Origin of the sequence: Mycobacterium asiaticum, assembly GCF_001673635.1 — a bacterium.
In the GTDB taxonomy this organism is placed as follows: domain Bacteria; phylum Actinomycetota; class Actinomycetes; order Mycobacteriales; family Mycobacteriaceae; genus Mycobacterium; species Mycobacterium asiaticum_C.
Window position 1 is genome coordinate 210,089 of the sequence record NZ_LZMH01000069.1, and the last position, 25,034, is coordinate 235,122.

The window sequence follows — 25,034 nt, forward strand, 5'->3', positions numbered from 1 at the left end:
TGTGAGTCCGTAGCCAACAGGATGGAGGACGGGCGATGGTGTCTGTGGGCCTTTCAGTGGGACGGGGCATCGCTGACATCACCGGAGAGGCCACGGAATGCGGCATGCTCGGCTACGGGAAGACCGAGCAGCGCACCGCTGGCATCCACCTTCGGTTGCGAGCACGCGCGTTCGTCTTCGACGACGGGAAATCGCGGGTGCTGCTGGTGGTGGCCGAGCTACCGCTGCCGATGCAGAACGTCACCGACGAGGTGCTGCGCCGGTTGTCCGCGTCGTACGGCCGCACCTACACCGCCCAGAACACCGTCATCACGACCACGCACACCCACTCGGGGCCGGGTGGCTATTGCGGGCACCTGCTCTACAACCTGTCGACGAGCGGGTTTCGACCCGCGACGTTCGGAGCGATCGTCGACGGAATCGTCGAGGCGGTGCGGTACGCCCACGACGACGTCGCGCCCGCGGAGGTGACGTTGTCGCACGGCGAGCTGCGCGACGCCAGCATCAACCGGTCGCCGTCGTCGTTCGACCGGAATCCTGAACAGGACAAGGATTTCTTTCCTGGCCGCATCGACCCGCTCACCACACTGGTGCGCATCGATCGCGACGACCGCACCGTGGGCGCCGTCCACTTCTTCGCCACGCACGGCACCAGCATGACCAACCGCAATGTTCTGGTGTCCAGTGACAACAAGGGCTTCGCGGCCTACCACTGGGAACGCACCGTCGGCGCCGCCGACTACCTCGACGGACAGCCCGATCTCATCGCCGCCTTCGCACAGACCAATGCGGGCGACATGAGCCCCCACGTCGACGGGCCCATCGCCTACGGCCCCTCGACGGTGGCCGACGAACTGGCCAACACCGAGCGCATCGGGATGTCCCAGTTCCAGGACGCGTTCTCGCAGTTGGACAACGGCACACCGATCGGCGCCGGCGTGGACTCGCGCTTCACCTACGTCGACCTCGGCGCGGTGCGGGTGCGCGGCGAATACACCCCCGACGGACAAGAGCGCCACACCGGACGCGCGCAGATCGCCGCCGCAACAATGGCGGGCACCGACGAAGGCGAGGGGTTCCGAGGCTTCCGGCAAGGGCGGAACCCGTTCTGGGACAAAGTTTCCGGTGGAATCTACCGGTTGTCGGCGCGACTGCGGGCGGCACACGCCCCGAAAGGCATCGTGGTGCCCGCTCACCTGATCAACCGGTTGCAGCCATTCGTGCAGGAGATCGTGCCAGTGCACCTGCTGCGAATCGGGCGGCTCTATCTGATCGGTATCCCCGGCGAGCCGACGATCGTCTCGGGACTGCGGCTGCGTCGTACGGTGGCTTCGATCGTCGGCGCCGAGCTGAATGATGTGCTTTGCGTGGGCTACTGCAACGCCTACATCCACTATGTGACCACGCCGGAGGAGTATCTCGAACAACGCTACGAGGGTGGCAGCACCTTGTTCGGCCGATGGGAGCTGCCGGCGTTGATGCAGACGGTGGCCGGGCTGGCCGAAGCTATGCGCGACGGTCGTCCGGTTGATCCCGGGCCCGGTCCGAGGCCGCACAAGCCGCGCAGCTGGTTACGCGACATTCGTGCCGACACCGGCTCGTTTGGCTCGATCCTGGCCGAGCCCACCGGTACCTGCCGGCGCGGCACGACCGCCGAAGCGGTATTCGTCAGTGCCCATCCCAACAACGACCTGCACCGCAATCGGACCTACATCGAGGTGCTCCGCCTCGACGGTGACCAGTGGGTGCGGGTCGCCGATGACGGGGACTGGTGCACGACGTTCCGGTGGGAGCGCGACGGCCGCAGCGGGTCGCGGGTGCAGATCACCTGGGACATCCCGACCGATGCGACGCTGGGAACGTATCGCATCGTGCACCACGGCATGGCCCGTGACAGCCACCGCAGGCTGCAGCCGTTCCTGGCGACGACCCACGAATTCACGGTCGCCTAGGGTTGGCGAGCAGACGCAAAAGCCCCCGGACGCACGGCGTGTCGGGGGCTTTCGCGTCTGTTCGCCAAGTGGACCTTGACCCGGTCCGAAAGCCCAACAGGGTCGCCGTGGACGTCGTCGACGGTGATCGGGACCGTCAGCCAGCCGCATTCTTGCAACCGCGCCGTTTTCAGCCGATCGTGCATCAACGCGCTGCGACGCAGATGCCATTCCAGGCTGTCGTACTCAGCCACGACCATCGCATCCGGCCAGGCGAAGTCGGCGCGCCAGGTCTCGCCGTACTCATCCACAATCGTGTACTGCAATTCCGGTGTGGGGACCTGATTGTCGATGAACACCAGCCGCGCCTCACTTTCCATCGGTGACTCGGCTCGACCGTCGGCGTACCCGATCAGCTCCCGCACCTTGACGATGCCGCGCCGTCCCTTCTGCTCGCGGATGACGGCGTCGAGTTCGCCTCGTGTGCACACCCCGATGTGCATGGCGGCGTCCAGCGTAGCCAGGCCGCGCGGGCGCCGCAGCGTCCGCGCGACCTCGATCGCCGTCCAGGCCGGGGCGGTGGCGAGACGACCCTCTACCCGACGCAGCGGTGCGCCGATCCGCTGATGCACCATCAGATTCGTCGAGGGCCGCATGCGCACACCGGGATCGAGGATATGAAGCCGCGACGTGTTCTCGGTGTCGAAGCCGTACAGGGCGGCGGCGGTACCCATGCAAGCGACGATCGCTTCGCGGGCCAGCAAGTCCAGCGCCGCCAGTCGGTCCAGCGCATCAGGTGTGCCGAAGCTGTAGACGCCGTGGCAGACCCGAATCAGCTTGCCCGCCTTGACGAGTCCGGTCAGTTGCTTGCGGGTCATGGTGGTCAAGAGTTGGGCGGTGGTGAGGAGTCCGCCGTAGTCCGGCGGGGCGCATTCGACGTTCACCTACGGCATGGTGTCGCAAGTGCGCGAGAGTTGTTGCCGTGCAGCGGGCTAAGTAGCGCTGGCTGTGGATAGGCGCGCGGGTGGGGATGCGCGAGCAGACGCAAAAGCCCCCGACACGCCGTGCGTGGGGGGGCTTTTGCGTCTGCTCGCGCTACCTAACGCTACCTACCGATAGTCGCTGTACCCGTAGTCGTCCAGCGGAACGGCAGCACCGGTCGCCTGACCGAAGTCCGGGCTGTAGTACTGGTCCTCGTACGACGGGATGGTGTACGCCGCGGCGCGGGCCTCTTCGGTCGGCTGAACCTGGATGTTGCGGTAGCGGTTGATACCGGTACCAGCCGGGATCAGCTTTCCGATGATCACGTTCTCCTTCAGACCGTTGAGCTTGTCGCTGCGGCAATTGATCGCCGCATCGGTCAAGACTCGCGTAGTCTCCTGGAACGACGCCGCACTCAGCCACGAGTCCGTGGCCAGCGACGCCTTCGTGATACCCATCAGCACCGGACGACCGGCGGCGGGCTCGCCGCCCTCGGCCACCACCCGGCGGTTCTCCGCCTCGAACTCCGCACGGTCGATCAGCGAGCCGGGCAGGAACTCCGTCGCGCCCGAGTCGATGATGGTGACGCGGCGCAGCATCTGGCGGACGATGACCTCGATGTGCTTGTCGTGGATCGACACACCCTGGGCGCGGTAGACCTCCTGGACCTCCCGGACCAGGTGGATCTGCACCTCCCGGGGGCCCTGCACCCGCAGCACCTCGTGCGGGTCGGCCGAGCCTTCCATCAGCTGCTGGCCCACCTCCACGTGGTCGCCGTCGGAGAGCACCCGCTCGGAGCCGTCCTCGTGCTTGAACACCCGCAGGCGCTGACGCTTGGACAGCTTGTCATAGACCACTTCTTCGCCACCGTCGTCGGGGACGATGGTGATCTTGTAGAAGCGCTCGCCGTCCTCGAGGCGCACCCGGCCGGTGACGTCGGCGATCGGAGCCTTGCCGCGCGGCACGCGGGCCTCGAACAGCTCCTGGACACGCGGCAGACCGCCGGTGATGTCCTCACCCACACCACCCTGGTGGAAGGTACGCATGGTCAGCTGCGTGCCCGGCTCACCGATGGACTGGGCGGCGACGATACCCACGGCCTCGCCGATGTCGACCAGCTTGCCGGTGGCCATCGAACGTCCGTAGCAGGTGGCGCACACGCCGGTGCCGGTGGTGCAGGTCAGCACCGAGCGCACCTTGACCGACGTGATGCCGGCCGCCAGCAGGGCGTCAATCTCCGGGTCACCCAGGTCCTCGCCGCGCGCGACGACGACGTTGCCGGCCTCGTCGACCGCGTCGGTGCCCAAAGTCCGTGCGTACGCCGAGGTTTCGATGTACGGGTCACGGATCAAGGTGCCGTCCGGCTGACGCTCGGCCAGTTCGACGACGATGCCGCGCTCGGTCTGGCAGTCGTGCTCGCGCACGATGACGTCCTGCGAGACGTCCACCAGACGGCGGGTCAGGTAGCCGGAGTCAGCGGTACGCAACGCGGTGTCCGCCAGACCCTTTCGAGCACCGTGGGTGTTGATGAAGTACTCCAGCACGGTCAGGCCCTCACGGAACGAGGACTTGACCGGACGCGGGATGAACTCACCCTTCGGGTTGGTCACCAAGCCCTTCATGCCGGCCAGCGTTCGGGTCTGGGTGAAGTTACCCGTGGCGCCCGAGTCGACGATCGTGATGATCGGGTTGTCCGAGGGGTAGTGCTCGCGCAGCGCCTGACCGACCTCGTCGGTGGCTTCCTTCCAGATCTCCACCAGTGCCTCGTTGCGCTCGTCATGGTTCAAAGCGCCACGCTGGAACTGCTTTTCGACCTTCTCCGCACGCTCTTCGTAGTGGTCGAGGATCTCCTTCTTCCGCGGCGGGACCAGCACGTCGGCCATCGAGACCGTCACGCCGCTTCGGGTCGCCCAGTAGAAGCCGGCGTCCTTGAGCTTGTCGACGGTCTGCGCGACGACGATCATCGGGTAGCGCTCGGCCAGGTCGTTGATGATCGAAGCCTGCACCTTCTTGTGCATCTGCTTGTTCACGAACGGGTAGCCCAGCGGCAGCAGCTCGTTGAACAGCACCCGGCCCAGCGTGGTCTCGGCCACCCAGGCATCGCCCGGCTGCCACCCGTTGGCGCCGAACAGCTCGGCTTCCACTTCGGCCGGCGGCCGCAGCTGGGTCAGCCGCACCTTGATCTTGGCGCGCACCGAGAGCACCCCGCGGTCGGCCGCCATGATGGCCTCGGCCGGCGATGAGTACACACCCACCTCGGGCTGGTCGGCAGCGGCCGGCTGGTATTCGCCCTTGTCCCCCGCCACCTCGGTGGTCAGGAAGTACAGGCCGGTCACCATGTCCAGTCGGGGCATGGCCAGCGGACGGCCAGAGGCCGGCGACAGGATGTTGTTACTGGACAACATCAGGATTCGGGCCTCAGCCTGCGCCTCCGCGGACAGCGGCAGGTGCACGGCCATCTGGTCACCGTCGAAGTCGGCGTTGAAAGCCTCACACACCAACGGGTGCAGCTGAATTGCCTTGCCTTCCACCAGCATCGGCTCGAAGGCCTGGATACCCAACCGGTGCAGGGTGGGTGCGCGGTTCAGCAACACCGGGTGTTCGGAAATGACCTCTTCGAGCACGTCCCACACCTGCGGACGCTGGCGTTCCACCATCCGCTTGGCGCTCTTGATGTTCTGCGCGTGGTTCAGGTCGACCAGTCGCTTCATCACGAACGGCTTGAACAGCTCCAGCGCCATCAGCTTGGGCAGACCACACTGGTGCAGCTTGAGCTGCGGGCCGACCACGATGACCGAACGGCCCGAGTAGTCGACACGCTTACCGAGCAGGTTCTGCCGGAACCGGCCCTGCTTGCCCTTGAGCAGATCGGACAGCGACTTCAGCGGGCGGTTACCCGGCCCGGTGACCGGACGTCCGCGGCGGCCGTTGTCGAACAGCGCGTCCACCGACTCCTGCAGCATCCGCTTCTCGTTGTTGACGATGATCTCGGGCGCGCCGAGGTCGATCAGCCTCTTGAGCCGGTTGTTGCGGTTGATCACGCGGCGGTACAGGTCGTTGAGGTCCGAGGTGGCGAACCGGCCACCGTCGAGCTGCACCATCGGACGCAGTTCCGGCGGGATGACCGGGACGGCGTCGAGCACCATACCCATCGGGGAGTTGCCGGACTGCTGGAAGGCAGCGACCACCTTCAGGCGCTTCAAAGCACGAAGCTTCTTCTGCCCCTTGCCACTCCGAATGACCTCACGCAGCATCTCGGCCTCGGCGTCGATGTCGAAGTTCTCGATCAGCTTCTGGATCGACTCCGCACCCATGGCGCCGGTGAAGTACTCGCCGTAGCGATCCTGCAGCTCGCGGTAGAGGTTCTCGTCCACGATCAGCTGCTTGGGCGCCAGCTTGGTGAAGGTGTTCCAGATGTCCTCGAGCCGATCGAGCTCGCGCTGCGCGCGGTCGCGCAGCTGACGCATCTCGCGCTCGCCGCCGTCGCGCACCTTGCGCTTGGCGTCGGCCTTGGCGCCCTCGGCCTCGAGCTCGGCCAGGTCGGCCTCGAGCTTCTGCGCGCGGGCTTCCAGGTCGGCGTCACGCTGGTCCTCGACGGCCTTGCGCTCCACCACCATCTCGGCTTCCAGCGTGGACAGCTCGTTGTGGCGCATCTCCTCGTCGACCGCGGTGATTACGTACGCGGCGAAGTAGATGATCTTCTCGAGATCCTTGGGAGCCAGGTCCAGCAGGTAGCCCAGGCGCGACGGCACGCCCTTGAAGTACCAGATGTGCGTGACCGGAGCGGCCAGCTCGATGTGGCCCATCCGCTCACGACGCACCTTGGCGCGGGTCACCTCGACGCCACAGCGCTCACAGATGATGCCCTTGAAGCGCACGCGCTTGTACTTGCCGCAGTAGCACTCCCAGTCGCGAGTGGGTCCGAAGATCTTCTCGCAGAACAGGCCATCCTTCTCCGGCTTGAGCGTGCGGTAGTTGATGGTCTCCGGCTTCTTGACCTCGCCGTAGGACCACTGACGGATGTCCTCCGCGGTAGCCAGGCCGATGCGGAGTTCATCGAAGAAGTTGACGTCTAGCACGTAACTCCCTTTCCCCTTGCGGGTTTAGTAACTACTTAAAACTGGGTTTCCCTAACGGACCAAAAGGATCAGGCAAGATCCTCTACAGACGCGGATTCGTTGCGCGACAGGTTGATTCCCAAGTTGGCTGCGGCCCGCTCGAGGTCTTCGTCCTCGCCTTCGCGGAGCTCGATCGCCGCACCGTCACTCGAGAGCACCTCGACGTTGAGGCACAGCGACTGCAGCTCCTTGAGCAGCACCTTGAACGACTCGGGGATGCCGGGCTCGGGAATGTTCTCGCCCTTGACGATCGCCTCGTAGACCTTGACCCGGCCGACGGTGTCGTCGGACTTGATGGTCAAGAGCTCCTGCAACGTGTACGCGGCGCCGTAGGCCTGCATGGCCCAGCACTCCATCTCACCGAACCGCTGGCCACCGAACTGCGCCTTACCGCCCAGCGGCTGCTGGGTGATCATCGAGTACGGGCCGGTGGAGCGGGCGTGAATCTTGTCGTCCACCAAGTGGTGCAGCTTCATGATGTACATGTAGCCAACGGTCACCGGGTACGGGAACGGCTCACCGCTGCGGCCGTCGAACAGCACCGCCTTGCCGTCCTCGTTCACCAGCACCTCACCGTCGCGGTTGGGCAGCGTGGCCGACAGCAGACCCTGCAGCTCCTCCTCCTTGGCGCCGTCGAACACCGGCGTCGAGACGATCTGGTTCGGCTGGGCGTGCCGCAGCTCCTCGGGCAGGTTGGTCGCCCACTCCGGAGTGCCCTCGATATTCCACCCGGCCTTGGCCACCCACCCCAGGTGGGTCTCCAGGATCTGCCCGATGTTCATCCGTCGCGGCACACCGTGGGTGTTCAGGATGATGTCTACCGGAGTGCCGTCCGGCAGGAACGGCATGTCCTCCACCGGCAGGATCTTGCCGATGACGCCCTTGTTGCCGTGCCGGCCGGCGAGCTTGTCGCCGTCGGAGATCTTGCGCTTCTGGGCCACGTAGACGCGGACCAGCTCGTTGACACCGGCAGGCAGCTCGTCGTCGTCCTCGCGGGAGAACACCCGGATGCCGATGACCTTGCCGGATTCACCGTGCGGCACCTTCAGGGAGGTGTCGCGGACCTCGCGGGCCTTCTCTCCGAAGATGGCGCGCAGCAACCGCTCCTCCGGGGTCAGCTCGGTTTCACCCTTGGGGGTGACCTTGCCGACCAGGATGTCGCCGTCGCGCACCTCGGCACCGATGCGCACGATGCCCCGCTCGTCCAGGTCTGCCAGCACCTCGTCGGAGACGTTCGGGATGTCCCGGGTGATCTCCTCGGCGCCCAGCTTGGTGTCGCGGGCGTCGATCTCGTGCTCCTCGATGTGGATCGAGGTCAGCACGTCCTCTTCGACGAGGCGGTTGGACAGGATGATGGCGTCCTCGTAGTTGTGGCCCTCCCACGGCATGACCGCAACCAGCAGGTTCTTGCCCAGGGCCATCTCACCGTTCTCGGTGCACGGCCCGTCGGCGATCACCTGGCCGGCTTCCACCCGGTCCCCCGCATCCACGATCGGCGACTGGTTGGCGCAGGTGCCGTGGTTGGAGCGGGCGAACTTGCGCATCCGGTAGGTGCGCCGGGTGCCGGCGTCGTGCATGACGGTGATGTAGTCGGCCGACACCTCCTCGATGACACCGGCCTCCTCGGCGACGACGACGTCGCCGGCGTCGATGGCCGCACGCAGCTCCATGCCGGTACCCACCAGCGGCGCCTCGCTGCGCACCAGCGGAACCGCCTGGCGCTGCATGTTGGCACCCATCAGGGCACGGTTGGCATCGTCGTGCTCGAGGAACGGAATCATCGCGGTGGCCACCGACACCATCTGGCGCGGGGACACGTCCATGTAGTCCACCTCGGACGAGGGCACGTACTCGACCTCGCCCGCCTTCCGGCGGACCAGCACACGCGGCTCGGCGAAGCGGCCCTCGTTGTCGATCGGCGAGTTGGCCTGCGCCACCACGTGACGGTCTTCCTCGTCGGCGGTCAGGTAGTGGATCTCATCCGAAACGACCCCGTCTACAACCTTCCGATAAGGCGTCTCGATGAAGCCGAACGGGTTGACCCGCGCGTACACCGACAGCGACCCGATCAGACCGATGTTCGGTCCTTCCGGGGTCTCGATCGGGCACATCCGGCCGTAGTGCGAGGGGTGCACGTCACGGACTTCCAGGCCGGCACGCTCACGGGACAGACCGCCGGGGCCCAGGGCCGACAGGCGGCGCTTGTGAGTCAGACCCGACAACGGGTTGTTCTGGTCCATGAACTGCGAGAGCTGGCTGGTGCCGAAGAACTCCTTGATCGCGGCGACGACCGGCCGGATGTTGATCAGGGTCTGCGGCGTGATGGCCTCGACGTCCTGGGTGGTCATCCGCTCACGGACGACGCGCTCCATCCGGGACATGCCGACCCGGATCTGGTTCTGGATCAGCTCGCCCACGGTGCGCAACCGGCGGTTGCCGAAGTGGTCGATGTCGTCGGTCTCCACCGGCACCTCGGAGCCGCCGGGCACCGTCATCGTGTGCTGTCCCTCGTGCAGACGCACCAGGTACTCGATGGTGGCGACGACGTCTTCCTCGGTCAGCGTCGAGCTGGTGATCGGCTCGCCGGCGTGCAGGCCGAGCTTCTTGTTGACCTTGTAGCGGCCGACGCGGGCCAGGTCGTAGCGCTTCTCCTTGAAGAACAGGTTCTCCAGCAGGGTCTGCGCCGACTCCTTGGTCGGCGGTTCGCCCGGACGCAGCTTGCGGTAGATGTCCAGCAGCGCCTCGTCGGTGCCCGCGGTGTTGTCCTTCTCCAGGGTGCCCATCATGATCTCGGAGAAGCCGAACCGCTCGTGGATCTGCTCGTTGGTCCAGCCGAGGGCCTTGAGCAGCACGGTCACGGGCTGGCGGCGCTTGCGGTCGATGCGCACACCCACGGTGTCGCGCTTGTCGACGTCGAACTCCAGCCAGGCGCCGCGGCTCGGGATCACCTTGACGCTGTGCAGCAGCTTCTCGGTGGACTTGTCGATGGTCTCGTCGAAGTACACACCCGGCGAGCGCACCAGCTGGCTGACCACCACACGCTCGGTGCCGTTGATGATGAAGGTGCCCTTCTCCGTCATCATCGGGAAGTCACCCATGAACACCGTCTGGCTCTTGATCTCGCCGGTGTTGTTGTTGATGAACTCGGCGGTGACGAACAGCGGCGCCGCGTACGTCATGTCCTTGTCTTTGCACTCGTCGACCGGCGCCTTGACCTCGTCGAAGCGGGGGTCGGAGAAAGACAGCGACATCGAGCCGGAGAAGTCCTCGATCGGCGACAGCTCGTCGAGGACCTCTTCGAGGCCGCCCTTGGGGTTGACCTCGCCGCGCTCGATCGCGCGGTCGCGCCAGTCCTGCGAGCCGATCAGCCATTCGAAGGAATCGGTCTGAACGTCAAGCAGCCCCGGAACCTCGAGCGGTTCACGGAGCTTGGCGAAGGACACCCGGTTCGGCGCCCCAGGTACGGAGTTGTTTGAGCTCTGGCGGAAATCGGCCAAGATGCGTCCTTCCAGCACCTCGTGCGACTATGAGAGCCCTGAGGAGGCCTTGGGAAGTGGCCTTGCCCGCCGAGGGTCTGTTCGCCGCAGATAATTGTGTCGGTTCGGCTGGCGGACGAACTGTCCGATCTCACGCACGCAACCGAATAGCTGAGCCGCAAAAAAGGGCTCAGGCTATGACCACGGTGTCAGTGGCGGAGTGAGGTGGGCAGGAAGTAGCCAGCGCAACGTCCAACAATAGCGCAGGACGGCGCATTCCTCAAATACCCACGCCAATCAGCAGTCATAGCCGTCCGCGGGGGAGTGGCGCTGGCTGGCACCTCGGGTTGCCCTGGACAGGTACGACACATGCTGCCCAACAGATTGGCTCGTTTGGGCCTCGTCGTCAAGGGGGGCATGCGGCAAGTTGTGGGAAGTTAACGGGAAACTTTCACGTCGAGCCAGCGCGGACCGGCGGCCGTGACCGACCGGAGGCGTGCGGGAGCCATTCAGAATCCCGGCAAGCGCAAATCGGCCGCGAGGCCGGTATGAGGCTCGATATCGGCCAGAGATCAGTAGTCGTGCGACTGGTACTTGTGGGTGCCTTCGAGGTCGTCGAGGATCGCGGCCTGGGCGTTCTTGGGCAGGGTGTGCAGCATGGCACGCACCCGGGCCTGGCGGCGGGCGACGGCCTTGCGCTCGGGCATGCCGGGCGTGGCCTGGATCTGCGGCGGGACGCCTTCGATGTCCTCCACACCACCGGCGTGCTGGCCGGCGTCGACCATCGCCTGCTCCTCGGCCATGGTGGCTTCGTCCTTCTCCTCGGACATACCGATCGGGCCGATACGGCGCCCGTTGAGGAACTGGCGGACCACCGGCTCGTCGCTGGTCAGCAGCACTTCGCGCGGCCCGAACATGACGAGGTGCTTGCGGAACAACATGCCCATGTTGTCCGGCACGGTGCGGGCGATGTTGATGTTGTGCGTGACGATCAGGATGGTCGCGTCGATCTGCGCGTTGATGTCCATGATCAGCTGGCTCAGGTAGGCCGTACGCACCGGGTCCAGACCGGAGTCCGGCTCGTCGCAGAGGATGATCTGCGGGTCCAGCACCAGGGCGCGGGCCAGGCCGGCACGCTTGCGCATACCACCGGAGATCTCACCGGGGAACTTCTTCTCGTCGCCGCCGAGACCCACCATCTCCAGCTTCTCCATGACGATGTCACGGATCTCGCTTTCCTTCTTCTTGGTGTGCTCGCGCAACGGGAACGCAGTGTTGTCGTAGAGGTTCATCGAACCGAACAGCGCGCCGTCCTGGAACAGCACCCCGAACAGGGTGCGGATCTCGTACAGCTCCTTGGCCGAGCATTCGATGATGTCGGTGCCGTCGATGATGATCGAACCGCGTTCCGGCCGCAGCAGACCGATGAGGGACTTGAGGAACACCGACTTGCCGGTACCTGACGGCCCCAGCAACACGCTGACCTCCCCGGAGGGGATTTCGAGCGTGACGTCTTCCCAAATCCTCGAGGATCCGAAGGACTTCGTGAGTCCGTTGACCTCGATGCTGACGCCCATGGGAGATCCCTTCCGTCGACGCGCGAACCCGCCACCAGGTCGTCTGTGGCTTGAGTCACTGTAGCGCACGCCTGGTGCGCGGCATCAGGGTTGGGAAGATAACAATCCTGGGCGCGATTCCTGTTCCGCGACTTACGGTGCGGGCGCCCAGTTGCCGTGGAAACCCATCGGCACCCGTTGCGGCAAATGTACGGTCGCGATCGTCTCCAGCGTCTGGGCGTCCAGCAGCACCAACTGGCCCTCGTCGCGGCCGCGGTGCGTGCCGAGACCCATCAGAATCCCGTCGTCCTCGGCCTGTTGTGCTGGGTTGGAACTCGGGTTCGGCACAAAGGACATCTCGCCGATCAAGAGTTCGGGGTCGAGGGCGGCGACGGCGCTGGATCCGGTGGCGTAGTCGTGCTTGTACACCGTGGTGAACATCTCGTGCAGCCCCGCGGACAGGTAGCCGCCGTCGAAGCCGAGCGTGTAGCCGTACCGGTGCCGGCTGCCGGTCAGGGTCTCGTTGATCCGGGGGAATTCCTGCGACCGATCGTCGTGGCAGCTGGTTTTCACCGCACCCGTACTCAGGTTGATGGTCCAGCGGTCGAGGGTCGGCCGGCTCTCGCCGGGACCGCGCAGGTCGCGTTCGAACATGCGCGAGTACCGCACCACGTCCAGGACCAGGACCTCGGCGCCGTCCCGTGTCTCGGTATAGGCGTTGAGCGGGTGGAAGACGTAGCAGGGTTCGATGTCGAACCAGCGCACGTCCTTGTTCTCACCGTCGCGGGGCAGGACGCCGATGCGCGCGGGATAGTCGGCGTCCCATCGGTAGGGCATCCGGTGCATCGGCTGCTGGTTGCGGTTGAGCATTGTGGTGATCGGGCCGGGGACGCGGACGCGGCCCAGCACCGACTGCAGCACCAGCCGGGCCGCCGCGCTCAGCCGACGCGGCACGGCCACGGGCATGATCTGCAGGGCGTCGAAGGTGACCGGGAGGTCGTAGATGATCACGTATTTGTCGGTCAGCGAGAAGTCGTGCATCATCGGCGACCCGCTCACCTCGATGTCCACCGTCCGGCGCGCCCGCCCCTGGGTGTCGATCACCGAGTACTGCACCGTGCGGCCGCGGGTGAAGGCGTAGGACAGGGCGTGCAGCTCCCCGGTCGCTGGGTCACGGTGCGGGTGTGCGGTGTAACCGCCGAACAGGGTGCCGTCGAAGTCGCAGGGGCCCACGGTGTCCAGGTCTTCGGTGAGCTCGTAGTTGGCGCCCCCGCCTTCGACCAGGGCCATGGTTCGTCCGGCGTGGGTCAGCGCGTTGGTGTTAGGACCGACGGACAACATGCCCACCCGAGGGTTCAGGCCGTCCGCCGCCGGCTCACCGAGGGCGGCTCGGACCGACGGAGTCCGGACCCAGCGATTGCGATACCACTTCGCCTGGCCGGCGTCGAGCGCGACGCCGTGCACCATCGCGTCGCCGCTGAACCAGTGATAGATGGCTGGGTCCACCTCGGAAACCGGGTTTGGTCCGTTGCGCAGATACCGCCCGCTGAGGTGCTCGGGGATGCGCCCGGTGACCTTGAGGTCGGTCGCGGTCACCTCGGCGCGCACCGGCGCCAGGAAGCCGTCCAGGTAGGGATTCTTGACGTCGAGAGATTGTATGGCGGTCACCCTGAGCTCCTATAACATTGTTATTTCAGCGTTATTGGCACGGTACGCCCTCAGTGAGAAGATGGCAAGGATGACTGCTTCCCAAACTCAGCGCAGCGTGCGCGATGAGCTGCTGCAGGCCGCAGTGGGGCTGCTCAACGAGCACGGACCCGACGCGCTGCAAACCCGCAAGGTGGCCGGCGCGGCGGGAACGTCGACGATGGCCGTGTACACCCACTTCGGTGGGATGCGCGAACTGATAGCCGCCGTCGCCGAGGAGGGGCTGCGGCAGTTCGACGCCGCGCTCACGGTGACTCCGACCGACGACCCGGTGGCCGACCTGATGGCGGTCGGCGCGGCCTACCGGCGCTTCGCCATCGAGCGGCCGCATATGTACCGGCTGATGTTCGGCAGCACCAGCGCCCACGGCATCAACGCGCCGGCCGGCAACGTCCTGACGCTGACGCTCGCCGAGATCGAGCAGCACGAACCGAGCTTCGCGCATGTGGTCCGCGCGGTGCACCGGTCGATGCACGAGGGTCGGATTACTGTGTGTTCGGCGGACGACGACACCGCCGTGGTCGCGACCGCGGCCCAGTTCTGGGCGCTGATCCACGGTTTCGTGATGCTCGAACTGGCCGGGTTCTATGGGGAGGACGAGTCGGCGGTGCTCAACGTGCTCGGGTCGATGACAACGAACCTGCTTGTCGCTCTTGGCGATTCGCCCGACCGGATCATGGAGTCGCAGCGCGCCTTACTGCGCTGAGCAGACGCAAAAGCCCCCGAACACGCGGCGTGTCGGGGGCTTTTGCGTCTGCTCGCGCAATCAAGCGCGGCAGGAACTACTTGACGGTGACGCTGGCGCCGGCGGCCTCGAGCTTGGCCTTGGCCTCGTCGGCGGCCTCCTTGGCAACCTTCTCGAGCAGCGGCTTGGGGGCGCTGTCGACCAGGTCCTTGGCCTCCTTGAGGCCCAGGCCGGAAACGATCTCGCGGACGACCTTGATGACGCCGATCTTCTTGTCACCCGCGGCCTCGAGGATGACGTCGAACTCGGACTGCTCCTCGGCAGCCTCGGCGGGCGCGCCACCACCGGCCGGGCCGGCCGCGGCGACGGCGACCGGAGCGGCCGCGGTGACCTCGAAGGTCTCCTCGAACTTCTTCACGAAGTCCGAGAGCTCCAGCAGGGTCATTTCCTTGAACGCGTCGAGCAGCTCGTCGCTGGACAGCTTTGCCATGATTGTGGGTCCTCTCTCGTTACTTGGGTTTTTCTTGAGTTATTCGGCCGGTGCCGGTTCTGCGGCCGCATCGGCCGGAGCTTCCGGGGCTTCTGAGGGGGCGTCGGAGCCCTTCTTCTCCTGCAGGGCGGCCAGCAAGCGGGCCATCTGCGACGCGGGCGCGTTGAACAGCCCGGCCGCCTTGGCGAGGTTGCCCTTCATGGCGCCGGCCAGCTTGGCCAGCAGCACCTCGCGGGACTCCAGGTCGGCGATGCGCTCGACCTCGGCGACGGTCAGCGCGTGACCGTCCATGTAGCCGCCCTTGATGACCAGCGCCTTGTGCTCCTTGGCGAAGGTCTTCAGGGCCTTGGCCGCGTCGACCGGCTCGCCGTTGACGAACGCGATCGCCGTCGGGCCGGCGAACAGTTCGTCGAGCCCTTCGATGCCGGCTTCGGAGGCCGCCCGCTTGATCAGGGTGTTCTTGGCCACCGCGTAGGTGGTCGAGTCTCCCAGCGAACGGCGCAGCTCGGCGAGGTTGGCCACCGACAAACCGCGGTACTCGGTGATGACCGTCGCCGTCGAAGCCTTGAACTGCTCTGCAATGTCTGCAACGGCGGTGGCTTTGTCAGCCCTGGCCATGCCTACCTCCTGATGTCTGGTCTGGCTTCTAGACCCACTTGAAACGACGAACGCCCCGGCGCAGGAACAGGCCGGGGCGGATGAATACCGGCGCGGGCGCCGGCGGCAAAGCCTCGTCCTCCTGCGTGGGCCGCCGGGAGTGCTCCCGGACCTTCAACCGATTGCTCGGTGACCGACGGTCTTCGGTGGATCGGCAACCACAATAGCCTGGGCGCGTTCGATCAGCCAAAACGGCCGACGACCGCCCGACCCCAGCGTGGCGAAGTGAAGTAGTCGACTACGGTATCCGCGGCTGTGGCACCCCGAGACGATTGGTGACGTATCGAAGGCCAATGCCCGGGAGGTCCCCGTTGTCTCTTGTAGTCGTAGTTCCCGAATTCGTGTCGGCGGCGGCGTCGGATCTGGGCGCCATCGCCTCGTCACTCCAGGCGGCCAATTCCGCCGCCGCGGCCGAAACGACGTCGATGCTCGCCGCCGGCGCCGATGAGGTGTCGACGCAAGTTGCCGCGTTCTTCAACGCGCATGCCCGGGCATACGAGGCGATCAGCAAGCAGCTGGCCGAGTATCACGAGCGATTCGCGCAGGCCCTCACCGCCGGCGCCCGGTCCTACGCCGCCGCCGACGCCGCGGCGGCATCTCCGTTGCAGGCTCTGCAGCAACAGATCCTGGACACGGTCAATGCACCGAGTGTGCTGTTGACCGGTCGCCCGCTGATCGGCAACGGCGCCAATGGGCGTCCCGGAACCGGGGAGAACGGCGCACCCGGCGGATGGCTGATCGGCAACGGCGGCAATGGCGGGTCCGCTAACTCGACCACCGGAACCGGCGGGCGCGGAGGCAACGGCGGTGCTGCGGGGCTCTTCGGCAATGGCGGCACCGGAGGCACCGGAGGATTCGGGCTGAACTTTTTGGCGACCAGTGGCGGCGCAGGCGGAAATGGCGGCGCCGGCGGCCTGCTGTTCGGCTCGGGCGGAGCCGGCGGTGCCGGCGGGCTGGGCTCGTCGGTGACCGGCGGTGTCGGCGGGTCCGGCGGCGCCGGTGGTCTGTTCGGCGCCGCGGGTGTGGGCGGGGTCGGCGGAGCCGCCAACGGCGGAGCCAACGCCGGTGCCGGCGGCGCGGGTGGCCACGGCGGACTTTTCACCTCCGGCGGAGCCGGTGGTGCGGGCGGATTCAGCACCGACGGCAAGGGCGGGGCCGGCGGCGCCGGTGGAGCAGCCGGAATCTTCGGTGACGGCGGCGACGGAGGTACCGGCGGTCAGGGCGACACCCGCGGCGGCGACGGCGGGCCGGGTGGCAACGGCGGACAACTTGTCGGCTTCGGCGGTTCCGGCGGTGACGGGGGCAACGGCGACAGCGTCAGTGGCATCAGCGGCAACGGCGGTGCCGGCGGCACGGCCGGGCTGATCGGCAACGGTGGCAACGGCGGCGCCGGCGGGCACTTCGGCGATTTCGGTCATGGCGGCAGCGGCGGCAATGCCGTGCTTATCGGCAATGGTGGTAACGGCGGCAACGTGGCGACCAATGCGCCCGTCGGCATCCCTGGACTCGGCGGAGTCGGCGGGCTCCTGCTCGGCTCCCAGGGCGCGAACGGCCTGCGCCCCTAGTCCGGGCCTACCCGAAGCCGGCCAGGCGGGCCGCGCCGACCAATCCCGCGTCACCGCCCAGCCGGGCCGGCTCGACCCGCAGCCCGGCGAGGAAATCGAGCCCGGCATGGTCGGTGAGCGCCGTCCGCAGCGGGTCGAAAAGCAGGCTCCCCGACTTCGCCACTCCCCCGCCGATCACCACCAAGTCCAGGTCGCACACCGCCGCCACCGAAGCGATCATCGCGGCCAGCGCTCGCGCCCCGCGTTCGAATGCGCGCAGCGCCAACCCATCTCCGGCCGTCGCCGCCTCGGCCAGCTCCTTGGCGCCCGCCGCGGGCGGTGCCAGCCAGCCGTTGGCCCGCGCCCACCGCGTCATCGAGGGCCCGGACGCTACGGTCTCGACACAGCCCCGCCCGCCGCACGCACACCGTGACCCGTCCGGCTCGACCACCACATGTCCGACGTGACCGGCATTGCCGGTGCGGCCGTCGTAGGGGGCGCCGTCCAGCACCAGTCCACCACCGACGCCGGTGGAAACCACCATGCCCAACAGGAACCCCGCGCCGCGACCGGCGCCGATCCATTGCTCGCCCAACGCCATGCACAGCCCATCACCGGCAAGTCGGACCGGCACGCCAGGCACCGCGGCCGACACCCGGTCACGCAGCGGAAAGCGGTGCCAGGCAGGGATGTTGATGGGGCTGACGGTGCCGCCGGCCAGGTCGACGGGGCCCGCGCAAGCGATCCCGACGCCGGTGACCCTGCCGCCCGCGGCCCGCAGCGCATCACCGATCATCGCCGACACGACGTCCCAAACCCGCTCGGCCACAACACCGGACGGTGTGGGACGGGTGGCGTTGTAGACGAGCGTGCGGGCGGGATCGGCAAGGGCGGCGGGATCGGCCAAGCCGACGGCGATCTTGGTGCCGCCGATGTCGAGGCAGAGGGTGAGCATCAGTGTCGGTGGGTGTTGTCGGGTTGGCGCGGATCGCCGGGATGCTCGTAGCCGGGCGCCAGCTGCACCAGCGCGGCCCGTCGCGCATCCAGCCAGACCCGGAATTCGCGGCGGCGGGCCACATCGAGCAGATGCTGCGCGACGGCGTGCCGCACCCGCTCCAGCGGCGCCGCCGCGACGGGTGGCGCACGCCATCCGTGGCCCTCGACGCGGGGTTCGGCGAACCGCAGCGGGTTGCGTTCGTGGTAGCGGATTACGTCGTCGTCGCTGATCTCGACGCCGGCCGTCACCGCGGCGAACAACGCCCGGGCGCCGGGGTCGGTCAGCACGGCTGCTGCGATGCTGCCGATTTCCAGCCGGGCGGTCACGTCGGGCAACAGATCCTCCTCCGTTGGGGCCCCTTCGGCGCTGAGTCCGCGCGCCGCCACCTCGGCGGCGACGACCCGCTCGGTGACGATCAGCTGGGTGAGCCAGCGCCGCAACTGGCGGCCCTCGCTGCTGCCGGCCGACGGCAGCGCGGCCGCGCTGGGACCGGCGCGCAACCTCGCCTCGCGTTCGTCGACCTCGGAGACGGCGACCGGGGCGCCCCCAATGAAAGCCGCGACGTGCCCGCTCATCGCACCGTCACCTCGACCGCGGGCGAATAGAGGAGCCGGCCCGCACACCCGACCCGCACCAGCGCCCACCACTGACCGGGTTCCAGCCAGGCCGGCGGGGTCACGTCGAAGGCGAGTCGCGCCGTGCCGCCCGCAGGCAGGCACGCGCCCTGCGCGGCGGGGCCGATCCACTCCCAGGCCCCCCACGGGCTGATCAGGTGGGCTTCCAGCGCGAGGTCGGCGCGGGCGCGGCTGCCGACCGTCACGGTCAGGCTGGTCGCCTCGCCGGGCGCCAGCTCGATGTCCCCGGGCCCGTCGACCAGGTGCACCAGCTCGTCGGTGTCGGTGTCGACGGCCACCACGGCCACGTCCTCGACGACCTGCCGCCAGGCGGCGGGCACGTCGGCATCGGTGATGCGCAGCTGGGCTCGGACCGGATACAGTCCGGCCGGTGTGCGCGCCGGAATCCTAAGCACCACATCGGTTTCGAGGTACTCGCCGGCGCCGAGGGTGAACGGCAGCTCCACCGGCGCCACTGACCAGTCGTCCGGACATACCAATTCGACGCGGCCGCCCAGCGACGTATCCGTGCAGTCGCTGGCCGCAGTGAGGCGCAACACCACCTCGCGCAGGTCGCTGCCCGCGGTCACGTTGACCTGCCGCGGGTGCAGGTGTGCCACCGCGGGCAGACCACCCAGCGGGGCCGGCCCGCGATTGTGCAGCCAGTACCGCGCGTAGAGCGGTTGGGCCGGTTCGGCGTCTGCGGCCAGTGCCGTCGGCGCGACGCGCACCGCGGGAATCTCCAACCGTCCCAGCGCCGTGGCGACCTGATACCCGTGCAGGTTGATGGTCCGGGTGCTGCGTTCTGGCCGCTCCAGCAGATCGGCCTGTTCGAGCGCGCTGAGCACGCCGACATCCGTGCCGGCGGCGACCCGGGCCGGAGCGCCGGTCGATTCCACCAGACGCAGCGCCACGCGGCTCGGCTCGACCGGCGCGGCGCGTCCGGCGGCCAGTGGGTTGCCGGCCACCTTCAAGGCACCGAGCTGCACGGTGTCGGCGGGCTCGATGTGCAGCAGCGAACCGACCGCCGGCAGCACACCGTGGCTCTCGCCCGCGGCGACGGCCAGCAGCGGATTGGCGAATTGCGCGCTGCGCGCCGGCAGCCCGGCGCGGCGCCAGTCACCGCCTCCGGATACCAGCGCGTAGTCGAAATCGTGTGTCCAGTGCTGCAATTGAAAGTTCGACCCGTCGGGCGCGGTGCGGCGCGGATCGTCGATCCAGATCCCGGACGGCCAACCGGTGCAGGAGCGCATCAGCGCGGTGTGCAGGGTGCCGTCGGCGTCGACGGCGAAGCTGGGCACGCCGCGGTTGAGCAGTGCGACGGTGTGGTCCTCGAACGGTTCGGCTCCCGACGGCGCCCGCTGCGTCACCGAGATCTCGGCGTCGCCGAGGTCGTCTACCACCGCGGCGATGGCAGCGGCCAGATCACGGGCGTCGCTACCGTCGACGATCAGCACTGGCAGCGCGCACGGGTCCCGCAGATCGGCGTCGGGCTGCCAGACCGTCGCCAACGGCGTCGCAGCCGGCACCCACACCCGTGCCGTGCCGCCATGCGCCAGCTGCCGGACGAGTTCAGTGGTGTAGGCGCGGTCGGCTCCGGCGAGCACCGCAGCGGTGAACGGGTTGCGGGCCGGGCCGCCCAGGGCGATCCGCGCGTCGGGCAGGTTGGAGTCGACGTCGAGGTGGCCGTAGCGCGGTTTGTCGGCGCCTCCGCAGGTCGCCGTCACGCCCGCCCGCACCAGCGCCACCATCAGGTCGCGGGCCAGCGGGCCGGATTCGGACTCCGACGGCACCACCACTTCGGCCACCGCCACCGCACGCACGGCGGTCTTGCCGATGCGGATCCGCGCCGCCGAGGACAAACCGAACCAGCCGTAGGCGGGGTTGTCCAGCGTCCAGAGATGGTCGGCGGTGTCCACCGACCGGTCCCCGTCGTGCAGGAGCGCGAAGCCGCGTCCGATCACCGCGTCGCCGACTTCACTGACCGGCACAGCGCCCGGCACCGGGCAAGGCCAGCGCAACCGCACCAACCGGTCCTCGCCGACGAAATCGTGGATGGTGGTGCGGCAGTCCACCCTGTCCACGTCCCGCCACAGCGTCACGGTCTGGGTGTAGCGCAGCAGGGTGCCGATGCGCCCGCGCACGACGAGGCGCTGGCCGAGCGGGCCGCGATAGGCCTGCACCGTCGCGGGCGCCTCCGACGAACAGACCACCGGGCCCTTTGGCAACAGGTGCCATGGCCCCTCGCCCTGCGTCGGGTGGGACGGGTATTCCTCGTAGACCGCCAGCGCGTTCCCCAGCCGGCCCGCAGCGAGAAGCTGGCGGCCGTCGCGGCTCAGCGAGTCCACCGCGCCGCCGCGCTCGGGGTCGACCGTCAGCCGGTAGTGCGCGTTGGCGATCTCGGTGCCATTGGTCGGCTCCCAGCCGGCCGGCTCGCCGCCGGGAAGCACGCGGTAACAGCGCCAGCCCAGCGACGGCACGTCGCGCGCCAGCCAGGTGACCGAGCGGCCGTCGTGCTCGATATGCGCGGGCACCTCGGCGCTGTCGGAATCCAGCACCCGCACCCGCTCGCGTGGTGGGTCGAGCCGGGCGGTGACGATGTCGGTGCGCCGCTGGGTCAGCGGGTTCCAGACGACGATCGTGTCGGGCGCGGCGGCCACCGCGCTCGACAGCAACCGCAGCGAGTTATCCCGCGCGGTGCTGCCCAGTTCCCACGCATCCCGCCAGCCGGTCAGCAGGTCCAGGTAAACCTGGTCGGATTCCGAGCCGGTGATGGCGTCGTGGTGTGCGCCGTAAGCCAGCTGCACCCACGCTTTGGCGAAGGCCGCCTGCGGATACTCCGCGCCGGTCAGCAGCGCGGCGAACACCGCGAACCGCTCGGCGTGCAGCACGGCGTTCTCGGCGGCCCGGTTGGCCTGCTTGGTGTCGATGAATGACACGTCCTTGCCGGTGTAGATCGGGTTCATGTCGCGGGTCTGCGGGGAGGCCGCCTCGCCGCGCTCGGCCAGTTCGGCGCGTACGGCCGCGAAGAATTCCCGCGGCAGGCCGCACACGAATCGCGGCCAGGTGTACCGCTGCGCCCAGTCGCGGTGGATCGCGGTGACCCACTTGTTCGGGGGTGTGTAGTCGGTGCCGACCGGCAGCAGCACATTGCGGGTCCGCGCCACCTTCTTCAGTTGGTGGAACTGTGCGTAGGTGGCCTGCTCCGCCTCATCGAGGGTGGTCGACTCGTCCATCCACCAGCCCGCCGAGTAGTGCGCTGGCATGTAGTGGGTGAGCAGGCCACGACCCGAGGGCGAGATCCACTCGAATTCGCTGCTGAACTGCATCCGGTCGAGGTCGCCGCCCTGGCCCGGACCCCATTGGTGGTGTGGTCCGCGGGCCCACGAACTCGACGTCAGCCCGGCATCGGCGGCCATCCCGGGGAACTGCGGATCGTGGCCGAACACGTCGAGCTGCCATGCCGTTGCCGGGTCGGCTCCCAGCACGTCACGCTGAAACCCGATGCCGTGCACAAAGTTTCGGATCGTCGTCTCCGGGCTGATGAGGTTGGTGTTCGGCTCGTTGTAGGTGCCGCCCATCACCTCGACCCGACCCTCGGTGAAGAAACGGCGCAGGTCGGCGCGATCCTCGGGATGGGTGTCCCAGTACGGCTTGAGGTAGTCGACCTCGGCCAGCACGAATTTGTACTCCGGTTCACGGCGGGCCATTTCCAGATGTGCGTGGACCAGTTCGAACCCGTTGCTCTGCCGGCATCGTCCCGGCGGATCTTCCTGCCATTGGCTGGTGTAGGCGCCCTGGGTGTTCCACCACACCGGGTCGTAATGAAAGTGACTGACCATGAACATCGTCCAGCCCGGCTCGGCGATCACGAACTCGAAAGCCAGCTCCGACTTGTCGGACCGTGCCGACGCGGTTCGCCGCCGGCCGACGACCGGATGTTGTACGCACACCGGGATTTCCACGACCTCGGCTCCGGGTTGGGCGACCGCGTCCCCACCCAGACCGTCACCGGTGATCTCCAGCGGCGTGGGTGCGGTGCAGCCGGAAACGGTGACGCGGGCCAGCTGCACGGGCGCGTCCGGCGGGCCGACGAACAGCTCGGTCGCTTCCGCCGAAACCAGCCGCATGACCGCACCTTACGGCGGTCCGCCGGCATGGTGAAGACGTCGGGCGACGGCTTGGGCGGCGGTCCGCACCGCCGGCGGCTCGAGCACCTCGAAATCTCCGGGCACCATCGCCAGATGCAGTACCAGCGTTTCCGGGTCGTCACCGCCGGCGGTCACCACGCAGGCATTGGCACCATCGGGTTCGACGCGCATCGACTGCGGGGAGAAATAGTGCGAAACCGTCGCCGCCGGCAGCCGATAGCGCACCCGGGCCACGTACCGGTAGGGCGCCGCGCTGATCGCATGCTGCACGTACTCGCGTGCGTCCGGCGCGGCCCGGGGTACGAACGTGCTACCGGCTGCGACGACGTCACCCATCCGGTCGAGCCGCAGGCTGCGCCAGTCGTCCCGGTCCCGGTCATATGCCAGCAGGTACCAGCGCCGGCCGGTGGTCACCAGGTGGTAGGGCTCCAGTCGCCGTCGGCTCGGGTTGCCGTCGCGGTCGGTGTAGTCGGCGGCGACGTGCTCGTGGTCCCGGCAGGCCCGCGCCAGCGTCATCAAAGTGTCGGGTTCGACGGCATCGGAGGGCTCGGACGTGAGCGTGACCGTCGCGTCGTGCACGGCGGTCACCTGCGCACGCAGGCGTGCCGGCATCACCTGATCCAGCTTGCTCAGCGCCCGCAGCGCCGAATCCCCCACCCCGGCGACGCTGCCGCCGGCCGCGAGCCGCAGGCAAACCGCCATGGCCACCGCCTCGTCGGGGTCCAGCAGCAACGGGGGCAGCGCGGCGCCGGCGCCCAGCCGGTATCCGCCGCCCTGGCCCTTGCTCGCCTCGACCGGATAACCCAGCTCACGCAACCGCTCGACGTCGCGGCGCACACTGCGCGTGGTCACCGCCAGCCGCTCGGCCAACTCCTCGCCCGTCCACACGCGCCGCGATTGCAGCAGACCCAGCAGCTGCAGCACCCGGCTGGTTGTCGCGGACACGAGTTCAGTCTGCCCCACATCGAGGACAGAAACTGTCCGCTATTGCTGGAAGGCTAGGGGACATGACCGACCTGACGAACCAACTGGCCGACCAGCTCGACGTCCACTGGCGCAGCCACTTGCGCCCGCGCCTGGACGGGCTGACCGACGACGAATACTTCTGGCAACCGGTCCCCGGCTGCTGGACGGTGCATCCAGGCGGTGGGGTGGACTTCGCGTACCCGCCGCCCGAGCCGTCGCCGTTCACCACGATCGCGTGGCGTCTGGCGCACGTGATCGTCGGCGTTTTCGCGATGCGCAACCACAGCCACTTCGGCGCCCCGCCCGCCGACTACCAGAGTTGGCCCTATGCCACCGACGCCGCCACCGCGCTGCACCAACTCGACGACGTCTACACCACCTGGATGGACGGCGTGCGGTCATTATCGACCGAAGGCCTCAGCCGCCCGTGCGGTCCGGCCGAAGGTCCCTACGCCGACTACGCGCTCAGCGAACTGGTGTTGCACATCAACCGGGAGGCGATTCATCACGGCGCCGAAATCGCCTGCCTGCGCGACCTTTACCAACACAGCCGGAAGGACTGAGCATGCCCGCATTTGCCCCGCCCGTGGCCGACGAACGCAGCGCCCTGCGCGAATATCTCGCATACCACCAGAGCGCCTACTTCGCGGTGTCCTTCGGACTGACCGACGAGCAGGCACGCTCGACGCCGTCGGTCAGCGCCCTGTCCATCGGTGGCCTGATCAAACACGCCACCGGTATGCAGCGCAGTTGGATGACCCGTGTTGCCGCCGCACCACAGGCGCCGCCGAGCGACCCGCGCCCGTTCGCCGAGATCGCCAAGGCCATCGCCGACCAGCACGTGATGCGGCCCGACGAGACGCTCGACGGAGTGTTGCATGCGCTGGCGGCGCAGAATGCCGAATCGCTGCGCATCGTGGAGACGGCGGACCTCGGCGCGCGCGTCCCGGTGCCACGGGACGCCCCCTGGTTCCCTACCGACATCGAGGCCTGGTCGGTGCGCTGGGTGATCTTGCACGTGATCAACGAATTGGCCCGACATGCCGGCCACGCCGACATCGTCCGGGAAAGCATCGACGGCGCGACGATGTACGAATTGATCGCCGGCCGCGAAAATTGGCCGGCAACACCCTGGCTAACGCCCTGGCAGTCCAGGTAAAA

At 67.8% G+C, this 25,034-nt stretch carries 16 protein-coding genes; 5 read left to right on the forward strand and 11 right to left on the reverse strand.

What is annotated here, in order from left to right:
• The first annotated feature begins 35 nt into the window (after positions 1-35).
• Entirely contained in the window at positions 36-1,952 is a 1,917-nt protein-coding gene (locus A5645_RS19760; protein WP_065130743.1) for a neutral ceramidase, read from the forward strand.
• Here the strand turns inward: A5645_RS19760 and A5645_RS19765 are convergent.
• From A5645_RS19765 to A5645_RS19785, 5 genes are all read right to left on the reverse strand, one after another.
• Positions 1,949-2,875, reverse strand: coding sequence for a type IV toxin-antitoxin system AbiEi family antitoxin (locus tag A5645_RS19765; RefSeq protein ID WP_065130744.1), 927 nt, complete (start codon positions 2,873-2,875; stop codon positions 1,949-1,951). The genes A5645_RS19760 and A5645_RS19765 overlap by 4 nt on opposite strands.
• A 165-nt stretch (positions 2,876-3,040) precedes the next feature.
• Entirely contained in the window at positions 3,041-6,991 is a 3,951-nt protein-coding gene (locus tag A5645_RS19770; RefSeq protein ID WP_065035246.1) for a DNA-directed RNA polymerase subunit beta', read from the reverse strand.
• Between the two features lie 68 nt (positions 6,992-7,059).
• On the reverse strand, positions 7,060-10,545 hold the full coding sequence (gene rpoB / locus A5645_RS19775) for a DNA-directed RNA polymerase subunit beta (protein WP_065130745.1): 3,486 nt from the start codon (positions 10,543-10,545) through the stop codon (positions 7,060-7,062).
• Positions 10,546-11,078: 533 nt separating this feature from the next.
• On the reverse strand, positions 11,079-12,083 hold the full coding sequence (locus tag A5645_RS19780; RefSeq protein WP_036352586.1) for an ABC transporter ATP-binding protein: 1,005 nt from the start codon (positions 12,081-12,083) through the stop codon (positions 11,079-11,081).
• Between the two features lie 132 nt (positions 12,084-12,215).
• Positions 12,216-13,730, reverse strand: coding sequence for a carotenoid oxygenase family protein (locus A5645_RS19785; RefSeq protein WP_065130746.1), 1,515 nt, complete (start codon positions 13,728-13,730; stop codon positions 12,216-12,218).
• 61 nt (positions 13,731-13,791) lie between these two features.
• Here A5645_RS19785 and A5645_RS19790 point away from each other — a divergent pair, with 61 nt between their 5' ends.
• Positions 13,792-14,475, forward strand: a complete 684-nt coding sequence (locus A5645_RS19790; protein WP_155768087.1) for a TetR/AcrR family transcriptional regulator — start codon at positions 13,792-13,794, stop codon at positions 14,473-14,475.
• A 76-nt stretch (positions 14,476-14,551) separates the two neighbouring features.
• Here the strand turns inward: A5645_RS19790 and rplL are convergent, their stop codons facing one another.
• Positions 14,552-14,944, reverse strand: a complete 393-nt coding sequence (gene rplL / locus A5645_RS19795; protein ID WP_036352578.1) for a 50S ribosomal protein L7/L12 — start codon at positions 14,942-14,944, stop codon at positions 14,552-14,554.
• A 39-nt stretch (positions 14,945-14,983) separates the two neighbouring features.
• Positions 14,984-15,562 carry a 50S ribosomal protein L10 gene (gene rplJ / locus A5645_RS19800; RefSeq protein WP_065037122.1) on the reverse strand — a complete coding sequence of 193 codons (579 nt, stop codon included), beginning with the start codon at positions 15,560-15,562 and terminating at the stop codon, positions 14,984-14,986.
• Positions 15,563-15,912: 350 nt separating this feature from the next.
• Between rplJ and A5645_RS19805 the strand changes: the two genes are divergently transcribed.
• On the forward strand, positions 15,913-17,166 hold the full coding sequence (locus A5645_RS19805; RefSeq protein WP_065130748.1) for a PE family protein: 1,254 nt from the start codon (positions 15,913-15,915) through the stop codon (positions 17,164-17,166).
• Between the two features lie 7 nt (positions 17,167-17,173).
• Here A5645_RS19805 and A5645_RS19810 read toward each other — a convergent pair whose 3' ends face one another.
• Genes A5645_RS19810 through A5645_RS19825 form a run of 4 tightly spaced genes read right to left on the reverse strand, consistent with a single transcriptional unit; the run spans position 17,174 to position 23,852 of the window.
• Complete coding sequence (locus tag A5645_RS19810) at positions 17,174-18,100, reverse strand: ROK family protein (RefSeq protein WP_065130749.1); 927 nt, start codon at positions 18,098-18,100, stop codon at positions 17,174-17,176.
• A complete protein-coding gene (locus tag A5645_RS19815; protein ID WP_065130750.1) occupies positions 18,100-18,717 on the reverse strand; it encodes a DUF7158 domain-containing protein in 618 nt (205 codons plus the stop codon). Before A5645_RS19815 ends, A5645_RS19810 begins: the two co-directional genes overlap by 1 nt.
• On the reverse strand, positions 18,714-22,886 hold the full coding sequence (locus tag A5645_RS19820) for a glycoside hydrolase family 38 N-terminal domain-containing protein (protein ID WP_065130751.1): 4,173 nt from the start codon (positions 22,884-22,886) through the stop codon (positions 18,714-18,716). The genes A5645_RS19815 and A5645_RS19820 overlap by 4 nt, the downstream gene beginning before the upstream one ends.
• 9 nt (positions 22,887-22,895) lie before the next feature.
• Positions 22,896-23,852 carry a helix-turn-helix transcriptional regulator gene (locus tag A5645_RS19825; protein WP_065035480.1) on the reverse strand — a complete coding sequence of 319 codons (957 nt, stop codon included), beginning with the start codon at positions 23,850-23,852 and terminating at the stop codon, positions 22,896-22,898.
• A 62-nt stretch (positions 23,853-23,914) separates the two neighbouring features.
• Here A5645_RS19825 and A5645_RS19830 point away from each other — a divergent pair, with 62 nt between their 5' ends.
• On the forward strand, positions 23,915-24,436 hold the full coding sequence (locus tag A5645_RS19830; RefSeq protein ID WP_065035463.1) for a DinB family protein: 522 nt from the start codon (positions 23,915-23,917) through the stop codon (positions 24,434-24,436).
• Between the two features lie 23 nt (positions 24,437-24,459).
• Positions 24,460-25,032: a DinB family protein gene (locus A5645_RS19835; protein ID WP_065035479.1), complete on the forward strand. Its 573-nt coding sequence runs from the start codon at positions 24,460-24,462 to the stop codon at positions 25,030-25,032.
• The last annotated feature ends 2 nt before the right edge of the window (positions 25,033-25,034 follow it).